We start from the raw sequence: 16,375 nt of genomic DNA on the forward strand, positions 1-16,375 counted from the left end.
GGTACGGATGGCCCGTGACCTCCTTCGCCCCGGACTCGATCGTCCTGAACCGCAAGCTGCCGCTCTGGTACCAGGTGTCGCAGTCGCTGCGTGCCTCGATACTCGGCCGCGCGCCCGGGGATCCGCTGCGCCTGCCCACCGAGGAGCAGCTTGCGGGGCACTACGGGGTCAGCGTGCTGACCATGCGGCAGGCGCTGAAGGAACTGGAGGACGAGGGCCTCATCACGCGCCACCGCCGGCGCGGCACGTTCATCGAGCCCAGCGCGCAAAGGGGCGCCCCGGTGCGGCTGCTGGGCTCGGTTGACGCGATCGTCGCCCAGCAGTCCGGTATGGCGACGGAACTGCTCGACCACGGCGTGCACCCGGTGCCGGGCGAACTCGCCGAGCACTTCCCGGATCTGGCCGAGGTGGCGACGTACCACCGGCTGCGCAGCGACGAGAAGACGGGTGAGCCGACCAACCACGCCCGCAACTACGTACGCCCCGAACTGGCCGAGCGCATCGACCTGGACGACCTGGTGCGCTGGCCGATGACCAAGGTGCTGCGGGACGTCGTGGGAGCGGACATCAGCCGCATCACGGACACCGTGGAGGCCCGGCTCGCGGACCCGGAGACGGCCCAGCTGCTCCAAGTCCCGCTGCTCAGCCCGATCCTGCACTACACGGGGGTGACCTACGACGGCGACGGGCGCGCGCTGGACGTGGCCGTCATCCACTACCGGGGGGACCGTTTCTCCTTCACGGTCACCCTCGAGGCCACCTGACCACGTCGTACGATGCCCAGCGTGACGCACGACGACGCTCCGCTGCTCGCGGACCTCATGCCGTGGTCCGTCGCACCCCTGCGGCCGGGCCGTGCCTGGCCCTCGGCGCCGGACGCGGCATCCCTCAAGGCCCGCTGGGACGCCCTGATGAAGGCCGACGGCCCCGACCGGGAGGCCTTGTTCGAGCCGACGCGCACGCGCACCCTGCACTCTGCGGTCGGCCGGCTGCCCGGCCAGACGAGCGGCACGGAGAAGCTGTCGCGCGCGTCGGGACCCTGTTCGGAGCCGATACGCGTCCTGCTGGCCCCCTTCGACGAGCAGTGGCTGATCCCCGACCACCGCCTGATCGACACCGCGCGGCCGGAGCTGTGGCGAGTGGCGGACGAGCACCAGATCTTCGCCGTGGAGACGGCCACGGACGCGGGCGGCCCCCTCCTGCTCGCGACGTCACTCCTGCCGCTGGCCCGCCCCGGCCGCATCCGCCCGCTGTACCGCCGCCCCGGGGCCGGGGAACCCAACCTGGCCCCCGGCCTCCTGGAACACCTGGCGTCCCGCCTCGGCCACTCCCCCACCCCCGTGGACGTCCTGGCCTGGATCATCGCGACAGTGCGCCCCGGTCTCACCGTCCCCCTCACCGCGGACCCCGATCTGTGGACGCGGGGCGTCGAGCTGGGCCGCCGCATGCTGTGGCTGATGCGCCGCGACGGCGACCGCCCGAAGCTCCCCGGTGGGCGCCGCCCCTACGTCCGCGCCCCGCTCCCCTCCCGGCCCCTGACCCTCCACTACGACCGCGACGAGGAGGCCCTGCACGTCGACGAGGGCCGCATCGCCCCGGTACCGCCTCCGGCCTGGGACTTCGAGGTGGCCGGTGTCCGGGTGCTGGAACAGTGGTTCTCCGCCCGTACGGCGCAGGGAGAGCCGGGCGCGCTGACGGCGATCCGCCCGGCGACCTGGCCGCAGAACTGGACGTCGGAGCTGCTGGAACTGATCACGATCCTGGCCCTGCTGGCGGAAGTACGGCCGCGGCAGGCACAGTTGAACGTCACGGCGCCCATCACGGCCACCGAACTGCGCGAGGCGGGGCTGCTGCCGGTACCGGGGGCGGCCCGCCGCCCGGCCTCCGTGCTGGACCACCACGAGGAGGGCCCGGAGGGGCAGTTCGCGCTGATCTAGTGCTGCTTCAGTGCCGGTTCCCGGCCGGATCGAAGGCGTCGAGAACCCTTCCCAGCGTCCGCTCGAACGCGGCTTCCAGATCGACGGGTTCGGCATACTCGGCGAGGGCCGCCGCCGTCCGCGGATAGGCGCCGCTCGCCAACTGCGCCCCGAGGTAGGCTGCCCGCACCGCATGCTCCTGTTCCGCCGACCACGGCAGTGACCGGGTGCGTTCCGCGGTGGACAGCTCGGTCCCCGCGTGCATGGTCACGACGGCGTTGATCATCGCGATCAGCTCCATCTTCGTGCCGGAGGGCACCGCGACCGGGTCCAGGCAGACCAGGCAGTGTTCCAGGTAGCGCAGGACGTTCGGACTGAACCCGTACACCGGGGACATCAGGCCCGGCAGCCAGGGATGGCGGTGCATCAGCGCACGGGTCTGGTGGGCGACCCTCAGCATGTCCGCGCGCCAGTCCCCCGACGGCTCCCACAGCTCGTGCTCGCCACTGACTGCGTCCATCATCAGCTCGTACAGGTCCTCCTTGCGGGGGACGTAGTTGTACAGCGACATCGTGCCGCAGCCCAGTTCCGCGGCGACGCGCCGCATCGAGACCGCGTCCAGCCCCTCGGCGTCCGCGATCCGCACGGCGGCGGCCGCGATGTCGGCCCGGCTGTACCCGGGCTTGGGCCCTCGGCCGGTTCGCTCGGGGCGCGCCCAGATCACTTCGGGTTCGGCCGCTCGGCCCGCCATCGGTCATCACCTCGACCACCATCCTAGTTACGTACACCGTACGTAGTGCGCTATGGTCAACCCATGACTACTACGTACGCTGTACTTAGTGAGGGGCTGGAGAAACACTTCGGTGAGGTCCATGCCGTCCGTGGACTGGATCTCGCGGTGGCGCAGGGCACGGTCTGCGGGCTGCTCGGCCCCAACGGCGCGGGCAAGACCACGGCCGTCCGGCTGCTGACCACCCTGCTGCGCCCGGACGCCGGGTCGGCCCGGGTCGCGGGCCACGACCTGCTGCGGGAGCCGGACGCCGTGCGCCGGCGGATCGCCGTCACCGGGCAGTACGCGTCGCTGGACGGCGACCTCACCGGACGTCAGAACCTGCGGCTCTTCGCCCGCCTGCACCGGGTGCGGGGGCCGGCCGAGCGGGCCGGCGAGCTCCTGGAGCGCTTCGGTCTGACCGAGGCGGCAGACCGGCCCGTGTCGACGTACTCGGGTGGCATGCGGCGCCGTCTCGACCTGGCCGCGAGCCTCGTCCACCGCCCCGACGTGCTGTTCCTCGACGAGCCCACCACCGGTCTCGACCCGGCCGGCCGCAACCGCATGTGGGAGGCCGTACGCGCGCTGAAGGAGCAGGGCACGACCGTGCTGCTGACGACGCAGTACCTGGAGGAGGCCGATCACCTGGCCGACGACATCGCCCTGGTGGACCGGGGCCGGATCGCGCACACCGGCTCCCCCGCGCACCTCAAGGCACTCATCGGCTCCTACGCCGAGGTCGTCGTCGCCCACCGGGACGACCTGACGAAGGCCGCCGGCGTCCTCGACCACCTCACCGGCGCGGAGCCGTCGTTCGACCACGACCGGGGCGCCGTCGGCGCCGTCACCACCGACCCGACCCTCACCCTTCCGCGCCTCGTGCGCGAACTCGACGCGGCGGGCGTGCCGCTGCTCGACGCGAGTCTGCGCCCGCCGACTCTCGACGACGTCTTCCTCCGTCTCACGACCGGCAAGGAGCTGGTGGCATGACCGCGCTGATGTACGACGGCACCGCGATGGTGGGCCGGCATCTGCGCCGGGTGCGGAACAACCCCGGGCTCGCGATCCTCAGCCAGACCATGCCGATCACGATGCTGCTGTTCTTCGGGTACGTCTTCGGCAGCGCCCTGGCGATGCCCGGAGCGGAGTACCGGAGCTTCCTGGTGCCGGGGCTGCTGGTGGCGACCGCCGCGGGCGGGGTCATGACCGGGATGTTCCAGGCGGCCCAGGACTCCCACCGGGGCGTGATGGACCGCTTCCGGACCCTGCCGGTGACCCGGGCCTCCGTGCCGGTCGCGCAGGCGGTGGCCGACCTCGTCGTCACGGCCGCCGGGACGGTTCCCCTGCTGCTGGTGGGGCTCGCCGTGGGCTGGCGGGTCGAGGGGTCGGCGGCCGGGGCACTGGGTGCGGTGGGACTGCTGCTGCTCTTCCGGTTCGCGTCGACCTGGATCGGGATCTTCCTCGGGCTGCTCACCCGGAGCGAGGAGGCCGCCGGGCAGCTCGGCGGCGCCACCTTCGTCCTGCCGCTGCTGTCCAACGCCTACATCCCCACGGACAACCTGCCCGGCTGGCTGCGCACCCTCGCCGAGTGGAATCCGATCAGCGCGGTCACCACCGCCCTGCGGGACCTCTTCGGGAACGCGCCCGTGCCCCGGGGAGCCGCCTGGCCGGTGGCGCATCCCGTCGCCGGAGCGCTCGCCTGGTGCGCGGTGCTGATCGCGCTGTTCGCGCCGCTCGCCGTCCGCCGGTACGCGCGGCCCCGGTGACCGCCTGCTGACAAGGACGCCGCCGGCGGGTCATGATCCCGCCCATGGACCGTCTGCCGCTGCCCCTGGAGGGCATCACCGTCGTCGCCGTCGAACAGGCCGTCTCGGCCCCCTTCGCGACCCGCCAGCTCGCCGATCTCGGTGCCCGGGTCATCAAGGTCGAGCGGGTCGACGGCGGCGACTTCGCGCGCGGCTACGACACCGCCGCCCGCGGCCTCGCCTCCCACTTCGTGTGGTGCAACCGCGGCAAGGAGTCGATCGCGCTGGATCTGAAGGACCCCCGCGGACTGGCCGTCCTGCGACGGCTGATCGCGGACGCGGACGTGTTCGTGCAGAACCTCGCGCAGGGGGCCGCGGCCCGGCTCGGCCTGGACGCGGCCGCACTGTGCGCCGCCCATCCACGACTGGTCGCCGTGGACATCTCGGGATACGGGGCGTCGGGGCCGTACGCGGACAAGCGGGCCTACGACATGCTCGTGCAGTGCGAGGCGGGACTGGTGTCGGTGACCGGCACGCCGGAGCAGCCGGTCAAGGCGGGGATCCCGGCAGCCGACATCGCGGCGGCCATGTACGCGTTCTCGGGGGTTCTCGCGGCGCTCGTGCGGCGGGGCACCACCGGGCGCGGCGGGCCGGTGGAGGTCTCGATGCTGGAGGCGCTCGCGGAGTGGATGGGGCATCCGCTGCACCACGCGATGCACGACGGCACTCCCCCGGCGCGCACCGGCCTCGCGCACGCGGTCATCGCGCCCTACGACGCCTATCCGACGGCGGACGGCGGGCGCGTGCTGCTGTCCGTGCAGAACGACCGGGAGTGGCGGCGGCTCGCCGAACAGGTGCTCGGGCAGCCCGAGCTGGCGGACGATCCGGCGTACGCCACGAACGCGGCGCGGGTCACCCACCGGGACCGCACGGACATGCTCGTCGGCAAGGCGCTGGGCGCACTGGACGCCGACGAGGCGATGACCCGGCTGGAGGGCGCGGGCATCGCGTGCGCGCGCCTGAGGGACCTGTACGAGGTGGCGGAGCACCCTCAGCTGGCGGCCCGGGAGCGGTGGCGGGAGGTGGGGACACCGGTGGGGCCGCTGCGGGCGCTGCTGCCGCCGATCACGCTGCCGGGCGGTACGGAGGCGCGGATGGGGGACGTGCCCGCGCTCGGGGAGCACACCGAGGCGCTGCTGCATGCCGTGGGGATGACGGACGAGGAGATCGCAGCGCTGCGCCGGGACGGTGTGACGGCCTGAGCGCGGGCCTTGAGGGAACGCGGGTGACGCTCAGCGCCCGCCGAACAGCGAACGACGCAGCCGACGCAGCGGTGCGAAGAGCGAGACACCGCTCATGCGTCCGCCCCTGCCGCTACGGCCGTGCGCGGCGTCACGCGCGGTGAGCTCACGCATCAGCGAGGTCGCCTCGGCCGCCTCGCGCTGCGGGACGGCAGGGCCGGCCAGCACCGAGAGATGGCGGTCGAGACGCGAACTGGTCGCGCTGCTCCCGCAGGTGATCGCAGGGACCCTGGCCCTGCTGCGCACTGTTATCTGTTCCATGTCACTCCCCACCCGTACGAGTCCACCCGGCCCGGGCAGAGTAACCCTATCGCTCTCTCGTGGCACGCGTGTATCGCGGGCACAGGATTCACCTTCCCCATAAGGGCGTTGGCGAACCGTTGACGACTACCCTCCGAAACCGATGGAGTGCAGGGCGAGTTGAACAACCGGCTGGCCGGTCGGCTGAGGTGACCCTCCGTCGGGTTCGACGGTCACGGCGAGTGACGTCGCCGACTTGGTCAGACCGCTCGCGACCAGGGGCGTGTCGCCGTCGAAGAGCCCGAGGGAGCGCGGTGGCACGCCCGGGCGCATCAGCCAGAGCTGGTGCACACGACCGCTGGGCGGTGCGCCCAGTCCGCGGAGCGTGACGACGGCGCGCCCCTCGGATGCGGATGCGATCACTCCGATTCCTCGGCCCCTGGCATCCCGGTCGCTGGTCGCACGGGCGTCCGGGGCGGCCAGAACGTGGGCGATCTCACGTGCCTGGGCGCGCTCGGCGTCGAGTCGGTCCTGCGTCCGCGTGGCCTGCACGGCGAAGAGCGAGGCGACGACGAGGGCCGCCGCGGCCGTGGCGGTGGCCAGCGGGGCGAACAGGGGGCGCAGCCGGGGCGTACGGGTGCGCGGCGGCGGTGGCGCCGTGCCCCAGACGTGCGGCGGCAGGTGCGGTTCATGGACGCGGGACGCTCCCTGCACGGGCGCGGGGTCCTGCGGGGTGTTCCGTACGGCGGTCAGGACCCGGTCGCGCAGGCCGGGCGGGGCCAGGGCCGTGGTCGACCAGGCGAGCCGCACCGCGTCCTCGGACAGGTCCCGCACCTCGGCGGCGCAGCGGTCACAGCCCTTCAGATGCCTCTCGAAGCGGACGCGTTCGGCGGGCTCGAGGGCGTCCAGGGCGTACGGCGCGGCCAGGGAGTGCAGGTCCTCGCGGCGCAGCAGTCGGCCGAGGATGCTCATGCGACCCCTCCCAGGCACTGGCGCAGTCGGGTGAGTCCGTCGCGCATCCGCGTCTTGACCGTGCCGAGCGGCAGTGAGAGCCGCTCGGCCACCTCACGGTACGTGTAACCGTCGTAGTAGGCGAGCGTGACCGACTGGCGTTGCAGGGCGGTCAGGCGGTCCAGGCAGCGGCGCACCCATTCGCGCTCCAGGCCGGCCTCCACCTCCTCGGCGACCTGGTCGAAGGGGGGGTGGTGGGCGCGCCGGGCCTCGCGTTGCTCGCGTTCGCCGGCCGCGCGGGCGCTGCGCACCCGGTCGACGGCGCGGCGGTGCGTGAGGGTGAGGATCCACGACAGGGCGCTGCCGCGACGGGGGTCGAACTTGGGGGCGGAGCGCCACAGTTCGAGCAGCACCTCCTGGGCCACCTCCTCCGACTGCGCCGGATCCCTGAGGACCCGGCGGACCAGGCCGAACACCGGCCCTGACACCAGTCCGTACAGCTCCTCGAAGGCCTTCTGGTCGCCTCCGGCCACGAGTACCAGAAGTTCGTCCGCCTCCACTCGTACCCCCCTCACCGACGCCGTGCACGGCATGCTCGCTCCACTGGGCGTTCGCTGCTGACTCCCATTCGGAAGAGATACGGATCAGCGGGGCCGAAACGCGGGTCGAGCAGGCAGGAAAAGTTTTTTGGGATCCGACCAAGCCGTCCGGGCGATCGCTCCGTATCCCTGTGCGTCAGGCAAGTTGGCACTGAGGACGGACGGCATGACACCTATCTCCAGGAGCGGCGTGGGTCGTAGGGGTATCGCGACCCTCATCTGTGGTGCGCTGGCCGCGGGCGGGCTCGCAGCCGCCGGCGTGACCGCGCTGGAACCGGGGGCGGCCTCCGCCTCCTCCCACCGGGAGGCCCCGCTGATCTCGGGGCAGCCGCAGTACGACAACACCGACCTGTACGCGTTCGTCAGCCCGGACAAGCCGGACACGACAACGATCATCGCGAACTTCGTCCCGTTCGAGGAGCCGGCGGGCGGTCCGAACTTCTACACGTTCGCGGAGGACGCGCAGTACGACCTCCACATCGACAACAACGGTGACGCGCAGAGCGAGCTGATCTTCCGCTACACGTTCAAGACGCACGTCAAGAACAAGAACACCTTCCTCTACAACACAGGTCCGGTCGACAGCCTCAAGGACCCGGACCTGAACGTCACTCAGGCCTACGACATCGACCTCATCAAGCTGCGCAAGCAGAAGGTGGTGGCGAAGACGAGGATCGCGGACAACGTGCCGGTCGCCCCGTCGAACGTCGGCAAGGCGTCGATGCCGGACTACGGCAAGCTGCGCGACGAGGCGGTGTACAAGCTCGCGGGCGGGGCGACGACCTTCGCCGGGCAGGCCGACGACCCGTTCTTCGCGGATCTGCGGGTCTTCGACCTGCTGTACGGCGGGAACCTCTCGGAGGTCGGAAACGACACCCTGAAGGGCTACAACGTCAACTCCCTGGCCCTACAGGTGCCGAACGACCTGATCCGCGAGTCGTCGTACCAGCCGGTCGTCGGCATCTGGGGGACGGTCCAGCGCAAGGACGCGCGCGGGCACTGGTCGCAGGTCTCGCGGCTGGGCAACCCACTGGTCAACGAGGTGGTCAACCCGCAGAAGGACAAGGACAAGTTCAACGCGTCCTCGCCGTACGACGACGCCCAGTTCCTGAAGAACGTGACCAACCCGGAGCTGCCGAAGCTCATCGAGGGGATCTACAAGATCAAGGCGCCGTCGGAGCCGCGCAACGACCTCGTGGACGTGTTCCTCAAGGGCGTGAAGGGCCTCAACCAGCCGCCGTACGTGCGGCCGGCGGAGGAGCTGCGGCTCAACACCTCGATCAAACCCAGCATGCACCCGAAGCGGCTGGGCGTGCTGGACGGCGACAACGCGGGCTTCCCGAACGGGCGCCGGCTCACCGACGACGTGATCGACGAGGCGCTGCAGGTCGTGGAGGGCGAGCTGGTCGGCTCCAAGAACGACCTGGGCGACGGTGTCGACGAGAACGACCAGAAGTTCGGGCACTCCTTCCCGTACCTCGCCCAGCCGACGTCCGGATCGCGCGGCCCGCTGGCGAAGGGCACCGGCAACAGCGTGCGCAACCAGCTGGGTGACGGACTGCAGGCGACGAGTGCCGGCACGAACACCACGCTGATCGCGACGTCCGCCGCCGGTGGCGTCGCGGGAGCCCTGCTGATCGGCACCGCCCTGATGTGGTGGCGCCGCCGCACCCGCTACCGCGCGTACTGACGGCCGGTCGCCGTCCCCCGAACCGGCGCGGCCCGCACTTCCCCGTCCCCCACGGCGCGGGTCGCGCCGCCCCGTTTTCCGCCCAGCAGATCGAGGAGAGGGCATGTCCCCGCGTATGAACGACAACGCGCCGGAGACCGGCCACGGCGACCGTGAGCAGGCCGCCCCCGGGAGGCCGACGCTCCGCACCGCGGAGACCGGGCCCGAGAAGGCCGTCAGGGAGGCCTGGGAGCGCGCCTTCGGCGCCGGGGGTGCCGACGCGCCGGACGGACGAGCCGACGACACGGGCCCGGATCCGACCCCGGCGGCCGACTCCACCCGGGACGGCGCTCCGGTCACCGAGTCGGCCGCGCCGAACGCCGAGGAGGAGGCTTGCGGGACCCGTACGACGGAGCCGACGCCCGAGAGGCGGGCATCGGCCGACACGCAGGGCGGCGGACAGACGGCACCTTCGCCACCGGCCGACGGCGCCGAGGCCACCGAGGCCACCGAGGCCACCGAGGCCACCGAGGCCACCGAGGCCACCGAGGCGCAGGCTGCCCCGGCAGCGGAGTCCCCCGGCGCAGCCGACGAGCGGGTCGCCGCCGTGCGGCGGTTCTCCGCCGCCGGGCGGCGGTGGCGGGGTGTGCAGCTCGTGGTCTGTGCCGCTTCCCTGGCCGTCGCGCTCACCGCCGGGGCCGTGGTCGTCGGGGCCGTGCGGGACAGCGGTACGACCCCTGTCGCCTCCACGCCCAGCGGGGTGTCCCCCGAGCTCCTCGCCGGCGGCGATCTCGACAGCGGCATCCGGGCGCTGCAGGCTCACCTCCGCACCCAGCCCCGCGACTACGGCAGCTGGGCCACCCTCGGCCTCGCCTACGTCGAGCAGGCCAGGACCAAGGGCGACCCCTCCCGCTATCCGCAGGCCCAGGCCGCGCTGGAGCGTTCGCTGCGGGTCCGGCCGGACAACGACGCCGCGCTCGCCGGCCGCGCCGCCCTCGCCGCCGCCCGGCACGACTTCACCGGCGCCCTGGACTACGCGGACCAGGCCCTGCGGCAGAACCCGTTCAGCGAGCGCGCCCTGTGCTCCCGTATCGACGCCCTCGTGGAACTCGGCCGCTACGCCGACGCCTCGAAGGCCGCCGACCTGGCCGACTCCCGCCACCCGGGCGTCCCCGTCTTCACCCGCTACGCCTACGTCCACGAACTGCGCGGCGACGTGGGCACCGCCCGTCGCGTCCTGGAGCAGGCCCTGGCCACGGCCACCTCCCGCGGCGACATCGCGTACGTCGCCACCGCGCTCGGTCAGCTCGCCTGGAGCCAGGGCCAGTACGGGAACGCCCTCGACTTCTACGCCCGCGCCCTCGCCGCCGACGACACCTACCTCCCCGCCCTGGAGGGCCGCGCCCGCGCCCAGGCCGCCCAGGGCGACACGGCCGGCGCGGTCCGCGGCATGGAGCAGGTCGTGGAGCGGTACCCGCTGCCCCAACCCCTCGTGGAGTTGGGCGAGCTGTATGAGGCGCGCGGCGCGTCCGGCGACCCGGACAAGGCCCGTGACCAGTACGCCCTCGTCGACGCCTGGGTGTCCCTGGCCCGGGCCAACGGCGTCGACGCCGACCTCGACACCGCTCTCGCCGCCGCGGACCACGGCGACCACGCGGCTGCGTTGAAGGCCGCCCGTGCCGAGTGGGCACGCCGCCACACCGTGCACACCGCCGACGCCCTGGCCTGGGCCCTGCACGTCGACGGCCGTGACCGGGAAGCCCTTCCCTACGCCCGCCAGGCCACGGCCACCGGCTACCGCAATGCGGCCTTCCTCTACCACCGCGGCATGATCGAGCACGCCACCGGTGACACCGACCAGGCGCGCGCCTCCCTCACCGCCGCGCTGAAGCTGAACCCCGGCTTCTCCCCGCTGGGCGCGCGCGAGGCCCGTAAGGTGCTGGAGGCCATGCGGTGAACACCCGTCGTATCGCCGCATGTGGCGCGGCCCTCCTCACGGCCCTGTGCGCGCTCGTCCTCGGCCCCGCCTCCGCCGCGAGCGCCCACCCGCTCGGCAACTTCACCGTCAACCGCTACGACGGCCTGGTCGCCGCGCCCGGGCAGATGCGCGTCGACCACGTCGAGGACCTCGCCGAGATCCCCGCCACCCAGGCCAGGCCCGACATCACCAGGCTCGGCCTGACCGCATGGGCCCGGCAGCGGTGCGCGCAGGCAGCCGAGGGCAGCACGCTCACTGTCGGCGGGCACCCGGCCCCGCTGAGCGTCCGTACCAGCAGCGCCCGACTGCGGCCCGGGCAGGCGGGGCTCAACACCCTGCGCGTGGAGTGCCGGCTGACCGCAGCGCTGCCCAAGGGCGACACCCTCGCCGTCGGCTTCCACAGCGCCGGCGCCACCACCGGACCCGGCTGGAGCGAGATCACCGCGCGCGGCGACCGTATGACGCTCACCGCGTCCGACGTGCCGAAGACATCCGTGTCCCGCGAACTGACCAGCTATCCGAAGGAGTTGCTCTCCTCACCGGCCGACACCGTCAAGGCCTCGCTCCGGGTGCGCCCGGGAGGCCCCGCCCTGGCCGACGACCAGCGGGACGCGCCCGCCGCCTCGATCCTTCCGCGCGGCGCGGACCGCTGGACGCGCGCGCTGGACAACCTGGTCGCCCGCCACCACCTCACGCTCGGTTTCGCCGCGCTCGCCCTGCTCGTCGCCATCGGCCTCGGCGCGATGCACGCACTCGCGCCGGGCCACGGCAAGACCCTGATGGCGGCGACGGCGGCCGCCCGCGGGGGCCGGGCCGGGCTCCGGGACGTGCTCCCGCTGGCCGCGTCGGTGACGGTCACCCACACCCTGGGCGTGGTCGCCCTCGGCCTGCTGGTCACGGCCGGTTCGGCGGCGGCGCCGTCGGTGATCGCCTGGCTGGGGATGGCGAGCGGCGCACTCGTCACCCTGGCGGGCGCGTCCCTCGTACGCCGGGCCTGGCGCAACCGGGGCCACGGGCACGGGCACACGCACGGGCACGGGCACGACCACGGGCACACGCACGACCACGGACACGCACACGACGGGCACCCCGATGAGCACGACCACGAGCACGAACATCACGCCCACGGTCAGGGTCACGGACACAGCCACACCCACTCCCACTCCCACTCCCACTCCCACTCCCACGGCGGTATCCCCCACACCCACCCCACCGCCCCCACCCTCCGCGGAACGATCCTCCTCGGCTTCGCCGGCGGGCTGGTCCCCAGTCCCTCCGCCGTCGTGGTCCTCGTCGGTGCCGCCGCGCTCGGCCAGGCCTGGTTCGGGCTGTTGCTCGTCGTCGCGTACGGCGTCGGGCTCGCCCTGACGCTGACCGCGGCAGGGTTCGCCGTGGTCAAGCTGGGCAGCGGGATGAACCGCCTCCTGGACCGGCGCCCGCGCTGGACCCAGAACCCGGCGGCCGCCCTGGTGCGCAGGACCGCACCCCTCGGATCCGCCTTCGTGGTCCTCGCGCTGGGCGCCGGACTGGTGTTCAAGGGGGCGGCATCCGCACTCGGTTGAGCTACTTTTGGGGAGAAATCACGCGGAGTGGATACGTGGATACATCGCGCGGATGCGAATGGGGGACGGCCCGTGTCCGAAGAACCGGGCAGTGAACGTGTGATCGCCGGGCGCTACCGCCTGCTGTCCCCCCTCGGCCAGGGCGGCATGGGGACGGTCTGGCGGGCCCGTGACGAGGTCCTGCACCGCGAGGTCGCCGTCAAGGAGGTGCGCGCACCGGCCGGGCTTCCCTCGCCGGAGGTCCAGCGCATGTACACCCGGCTGGAGCGGGAGGCCTGGGCGGCGGCCCGGGTGGCGAACCGGAACGTGGTGACGGTCTACGACGTGGCCCACCAGGACGGCCGCCCCTGGATCGTGATGGAACTGGTCCGCGGCATCGCCCTGTCGGACCTGCTGGACACGGAGGGCCCCCTCTCCGCGCAGCGGGCCGCGCACATCGGCGCCGAGGTGCTGGCGGCCCTGCGCGCCGCGCACGCCGCCGGGGTGCTGCACCGCGATGTGAAACCGGCCAACGTGCTGCTGGCGAACGACGGCCGGGTGGTCCTCACGGACTTCGGGATCGCCATGGTCGAGGGCAGCAGCGCGCTGACCATGACCGGCGAGGTCATCGGCTCCCCCGAGTTCCTCGCTCCGGAGCGGGCGCTCGGGCGTACGCCCGGCCCGGAGTCCGACCTGTGGTCGCTCGGTGTGCTGCTGTACGCGGCGGTCGAGGGCAACTCGCCGTTCCGGCACGACACTCCGCTGAGCACGCTCCGCGCGGTCGTCGACGAGGAGCTGCCGCCGCCGCGCCGCGCGGGCCCGCTGGCCCCGGTGATCGAGGGGATGCTGCGCAAGGACCCGGCCGAGCGGATCCCGGCCGACCGGACCGAGCGGGACCTGCGGATCGTCGCGGCGGGCGGCACCCCGCTCGCGGGTGCCGCCGCCTACACGCCGACGGTCGCGGCGTTCCCAAGTCCGGTGGAGCCGCCCACCGCCCCGCTTCCGCCGCCGGCCGCCACCCGGCCGGCGCCCGCAGCCGCGTACGCCGCTCCGTCCGAGCCGCCGCCCCGCAACCGCCGGGCCGGCTTCGTGCTGGTCGCGGGCCTGGCCGCGCTCGTCCTGGCGGTGGCGGGGCTGACGTACGCCCTGGTGAACCGGAACGGCACGGGCGGTACGAACAGCGGGGCCACGCAGGGCAGCACGGTCAGCGGCGGGCCCTCGAGCAGTCCGGAGGTGAGCACGAGTACGTCGCGGGCCGCTTCCCCCACCCACGGGACCTCGACCGGCGGCGGCAGCGGGGGCGGTCGTGCGACGAGCCCGCCCGCCCAGTCGGTCCAGGTGACGGTCACGGGCACGCACACCGACTACGCGGGGGCCTGTCCGCCGGCGGACGCGAAGGCGCCCGCGTTCACGGCGACGTTCACCGTGGGCAGGGTTCCGGTCGATGTGTCCTACCGCTGGGTCACGAAGACGGGGCAGGTCTCGGACCCGGGCTGGAAGACTCTGTCGTTCGCGGCGGGGGACACGAAGACCAAGCAGCGGCAGGTCATCGTCACCACGTACGAGGAGGGCGGTTCCGTCCGGAACGCGATCGGCGTGGAGGTGCGAAGCCCGGTCGGGGTCACGTCCGAGTCGGTGCCGTTCTCGGTGACCTGTGAGGCGGAGACCCCGTCGGGCGGGGCCTCCCCCTCTTCTTCGTGAGGTTCGCGACCGTCAGGCCGCGCCGGTGAGCACCGGCAGATAGCCGCCGGACTGGCCGGCCGCGGTCGGGTGGTACGACTGGCCGATGTTCAGCCAGTCGACGCTGTGCAGCCAGGAGTCGCCCGAGCAGATCTCGTGGCCGCTGAAGGTGGTGCGGACGTCGCCGAAGGTGAAGCCGTGGTCGGCGGCGCGCTTGGCGATGGCGGCGTCGATGTAGTCGGCGGCGCCGTTGATCGCCGACCGCTTGGTTCCGGACAGTCCGAGGCAGGTGGTGCCGAGCTGGTAGAAGCGGGGGTAGCCCAGCACGACCACGTGGGCCGAGGGGGCCTTGGCGCGGATCGCAGAGTAGACGGTGTCCAGTCGGCCGGGCAGGGTCGAGTCGACGTACGCCTTCGCCGTGGCGATCCGGGAGAGGCAGGCGCTGTCGGACTGGAGCACACAGGTCGTCATGACGTCGGAGAAGCCGGCGTCATTGCCGCCGATGGTGATCGAGACGAGCCCGGTGGAGGCGCTGAGGGTACCGAGTTGATTGTTCAGCACATCGGTGGTCTTGGCGCCGGAGCAGGCCAGGAAGCTGAACGAGGCGGGTGCGTGGGCGGCCTGCCACAGGTACGGATAGGCCTTCGTGCTGCGGTCGCAGTCGCCGCTGGAGCTGATGTAGCTGCCGGAGCCGACACCGGAGGAGTAGGAGTCGCCCAGCGCCACATATCCGGTGGCCGCGGCGAGGGGGGACGCCTGCGCCGCGGCGGCCCCGGTGAGGGCGAGGCCGAGGGCGAGGAGGAGCGAACTCATAAAGGCCGCATATCGGGAACGTCTCATGGAACCTCCCTTTAGCAGGATCTCTGCCACAACCGGCATAGCAGCTACGCGTGTTGACAGGAAGTGTCCATGCCAAGACTTTTCGGGGCCCTCTTCAATCACCCCCACAGAACGGATGTTTGAAGAGGGCCGAGAACCTGGGCGGGCGGTTTTCGCATCTTGACGCCCTCCGCTCAACGCGCGACATTGAAGCCCGGCATCCGGCGCTTCGGGGGGCAAAGTCGCCAATGCAGACCTTAGGTATCAAGCCACCTTCATCAGAGGGAGACGAGCGGCCGGGGCAGGGTCCAGGGAGGGACCTGTTTCCGCTGCTCAAGGGCGTGGCCCTCGCGGTCGCGGCGGTCGGCGCCATCCTCGCGCTGAGCGGCTCCGACTCGCCCCTGCGCGGCCCGTTCACCCTGTTCTTCCTGCTCGCCGCACCGGCGACGGCCGTGGGAGCAGCCCTGAGGGGGCTGAAACCCTATCCCCGCACAGTGGTGTCCGTGGCGGGAGCGATCGCGATCGACCTTCTGGTCGCCCAGGGCATGCTGGCGGTGCATCGGTGGTCCGTCACCGGCGGGGTCGTCGCGGTGACCGTGACCAGCACCCTCGTCCTCGTGCCGGTCCTGGTACGGCGGCACCTCGGCCGCGCGGCACGAAATCGGGGCTGACGACGTGGGCATCGACGCGCACCGCCCCGGCGAGCCCGCACAGGCCGACCGGGGGGGCGTGGACGACTCCGCCGACGGCGCCGAAGTCTCCGCCCCGGACGGAACACAAGGACTCCCTGAAGGCACGGGAACGTGTCACGCAGGAGGGGCGGGTGACACCTTGTCACCCTGTCATGTTCGGACACGGGGCCCGTCGCGCCCCGGTCCGGGCGCCGCGCGATGCGGTGCTGTCGCGGCCGGAACTCTTCGAGACGGCCGTTCGGACACTCAAACGGATCGGACAAATCCGTTCGAGGAGTTCAGTTACGTACATACCAACAAAAACGCGGACCTTGTCGTAGGTCTTGCCATATCGTCGCAATCGTCAATACCGTCATACATCAACCCGCATCGGTCCATCATCATGCGGTCCAGGGGAGGGCTCAGGTACCGCGATGGATCCCGGCGCGGGGCGCGGTAGGGGGGTGCCGTGCTCGGCGACCTGAAAGGCCGTACG

15 protein-coding genes are annotated in these 16,375 nt (G+C 72.4%); 10 read left to right on the plus strand and 5 right to left on the minus strand.

What is annotated here, in order from left to right; translation table 11 throughout:
* Positions 1-14 precede the first annotated feature (14 nt).
* Entirely contained in the window at positions 15-764 is a 750-nt protein-coding gene (locus N8I84_RS09430; RefSeq protein WP_263229106.1) for a GntR family transcriptional regulator, read from the plus strand.
* Positions 765-776: 12 nt separating this feature from the next.
* Entirely contained in the window at positions 777-1,937 is a 1,161-nt protein-coding gene (locus N8I84_RS09435; RefSeq protein ID WP_263229107.1) for a type ISP restriction/modification enzyme, read from the plus strand.
* A gap of 7 nt (positions 1,938-1,944) precedes the next feature.
* Here N8I84_RS09435 and N8I84_RS09440 read toward each other — a convergent pair whose 3' ends face one another.
* Complete coding sequence (locus N8I84_RS09440) at positions 1,945-2,667, minus strand: TetR/AcrR family transcriptional regulator (protein WP_263229108.1); 723 nt, start codon at positions 2,665-2,667, stop codon at positions 1,945-1,947.
* A 63-nt stretch (positions 2,668-2,730) separates the two neighbouring features.
* Between N8I84_RS09440 and N8I84_RS09445 the strand changes: the two genes are divergently transcribed.
* Genes N8I84_RS09445 through N8I84_RS09455 form a run of 3 tightly spaced genes read left to right on the plus strand, consistent with a single transcriptional unit; the run spans position 2,731 to position 5,692 of the window.
* Entirely contained in the window at positions 2,731-3,675 is a 945-nt protein-coding gene (locus N8I84_RS09445; protein ID WP_263229109.1) for an ATP-binding cassette domain-containing protein, read from the plus strand.
* Positions 3,672-4,451, plus strand: coding sequence for an ABC transporter permease (locus N8I84_RS09450; RefSeq protein WP_263229110.1), 780 nt, complete (start codon positions 3,672-3,674; stop codon positions 4,449-4,451). Before N8I84_RS09445 ends, N8I84_RS09450 begins: the two co-directional genes overlap by 4 nt.
* A 44-nt stretch (positions 4,452-4,495) precedes the next feature.
* A complete protein-coding gene (locus N8I84_RS09455; protein ID WP_263229111.1) occupies positions 4,496-5,692 on the plus strand; it encodes a CaiB/BaiF CoA transferase family protein in 1,197 nt (398 codons plus the stop codon).
* A 30-nt stretch (positions 5,693-5,722) separates the two neighbouring features.
* On the opposite strand, the gene N8I84_RS09460 is transcribed toward N8I84_RS09455, so the two are convergent.
* The 3 genes from N8I84_RS09460 to N8I84_RS09470 form a co-directional block, all read right to left on the minus strand.
* Positions 5,723-5,992: a hypothetical protein gene (locus N8I84_RS09460; protein WP_200421411.1), complete on the minus strand. Its 270-nt coding sequence runs from the start codon at positions 5,990-5,992 to the stop codon at positions 5,723-5,725.
* A gap of 126 nt (positions 5,993-6,118) precedes the next feature.
* On the minus strand, positions 6,119-6,943 hold the full coding sequence (locus N8I84_RS09465; protein WP_263229112.1) for an anti-sigma factor: 825 nt from the start codon (positions 6,941-6,943) through the stop codon (positions 6,119-6,121).
* A complete protein-coding gene (locus N8I84_RS09470; protein WP_263234712.1) occupies positions 6,940-7,482 on the minus strand; it encodes a sigma-70 family RNA polymerase sigma factor in 543 nt (180 codons plus the stop codon). The genes N8I84_RS09465 and N8I84_RS09470 overlap by 4 nt, the downstream gene beginning before the upstream one ends.
* A gap of 205 nt (positions 7,483-7,687) precedes the next feature.
* On the opposite strand from N8I84_RS09470, the gene N8I84_RS09475 reads away from it, so the two are divergent.
* From N8I84_RS09475 to N8I84_RS09490, 4 genes are all read left to right on the plus strand, one after another.
* Positions 7,688-9,211, plus strand: a complete 1,524-nt coding sequence (locus N8I84_RS09475) for a DUF4331 domain-containing protein (protein WP_263229113.1) — start codon at positions 7,688-7,690, stop codon at positions 9,209-9,211.
* 103 nt (positions 9,212-9,314) lie between these two features.
* Positions 9,315-11,147, plus strand: a complete 1,833-nt coding sequence (locus N8I84_RS09480; protein ID WP_263229114.1) for a tetratricopeptide repeat protein — start codon at positions 9,315-9,317, stop codon at positions 11,145-11,147.
* A complete protein-coding gene (locus N8I84_RS09485; protein ID WP_263229115.1) occupies positions 11,144-12,730 on the plus strand; it encodes a HoxN/HupN/NixA family nickel/cobalt transporter in 1,587 nt (528 codons plus the stop codon). Before N8I84_RS09480 ends, N8I84_RS09485 begins: the two co-directional genes overlap by 4 nt.
* 72 nt (positions 12,731-12,802) lie before the next feature.
* On the plus strand, positions 12,803-14,410 hold the full coding sequence (locus tag N8I84_RS09490) for a serine/threonine-protein kinase (RefSeq protein ID WP_263229116.1): 1,608 nt from the start codon (positions 12,803-12,805) through the stop codon (positions 14,408-14,410).
* A 12-nt stretch (positions 14,411-14,422) separates the two neighbouring features.
* Here the strand turns inward: N8I84_RS09490 and N8I84_RS09495 are convergent, their stop codons facing one another.
* On the minus strand, positions 14,423-15,229 hold the full coding sequence (locus tag N8I84_RS09495; RefSeq protein ID WP_263229117.1) for an SGNH/GDSL hydrolase family protein: 807 nt from the start codon (positions 15,227-15,229) through the stop codon (positions 14,423-14,425).
* Between the two features lie 320 nt (positions 15,230-15,549).
* On the opposite strand from N8I84_RS09495, the gene N8I84_RS09500 reads away from it, so the two are divergent.
* The gene (locus N8I84_RS09500) at positions 15,550-15,879 is read left to right on the plus strand and encodes a hypothetical protein (protein WP_313884245.1); all 330 of its coding nucleotides are present in this window, start codon (positions 15,550-15,552) and stop codon (positions 15,877-15,879) included.
* Positions 15,880-16,375: the final 496 nt, after the last annotated feature.

It is taken from the genome of Streptomyces cynarae (genome assembly GCF_025642135.1).
Taxonomy (GTDB): Bacteria; Actinomycetota; Actinomycetes; order Streptomycetales; family Streptomycetaceae; genus Streptomyces; species Streptomyces cynarae.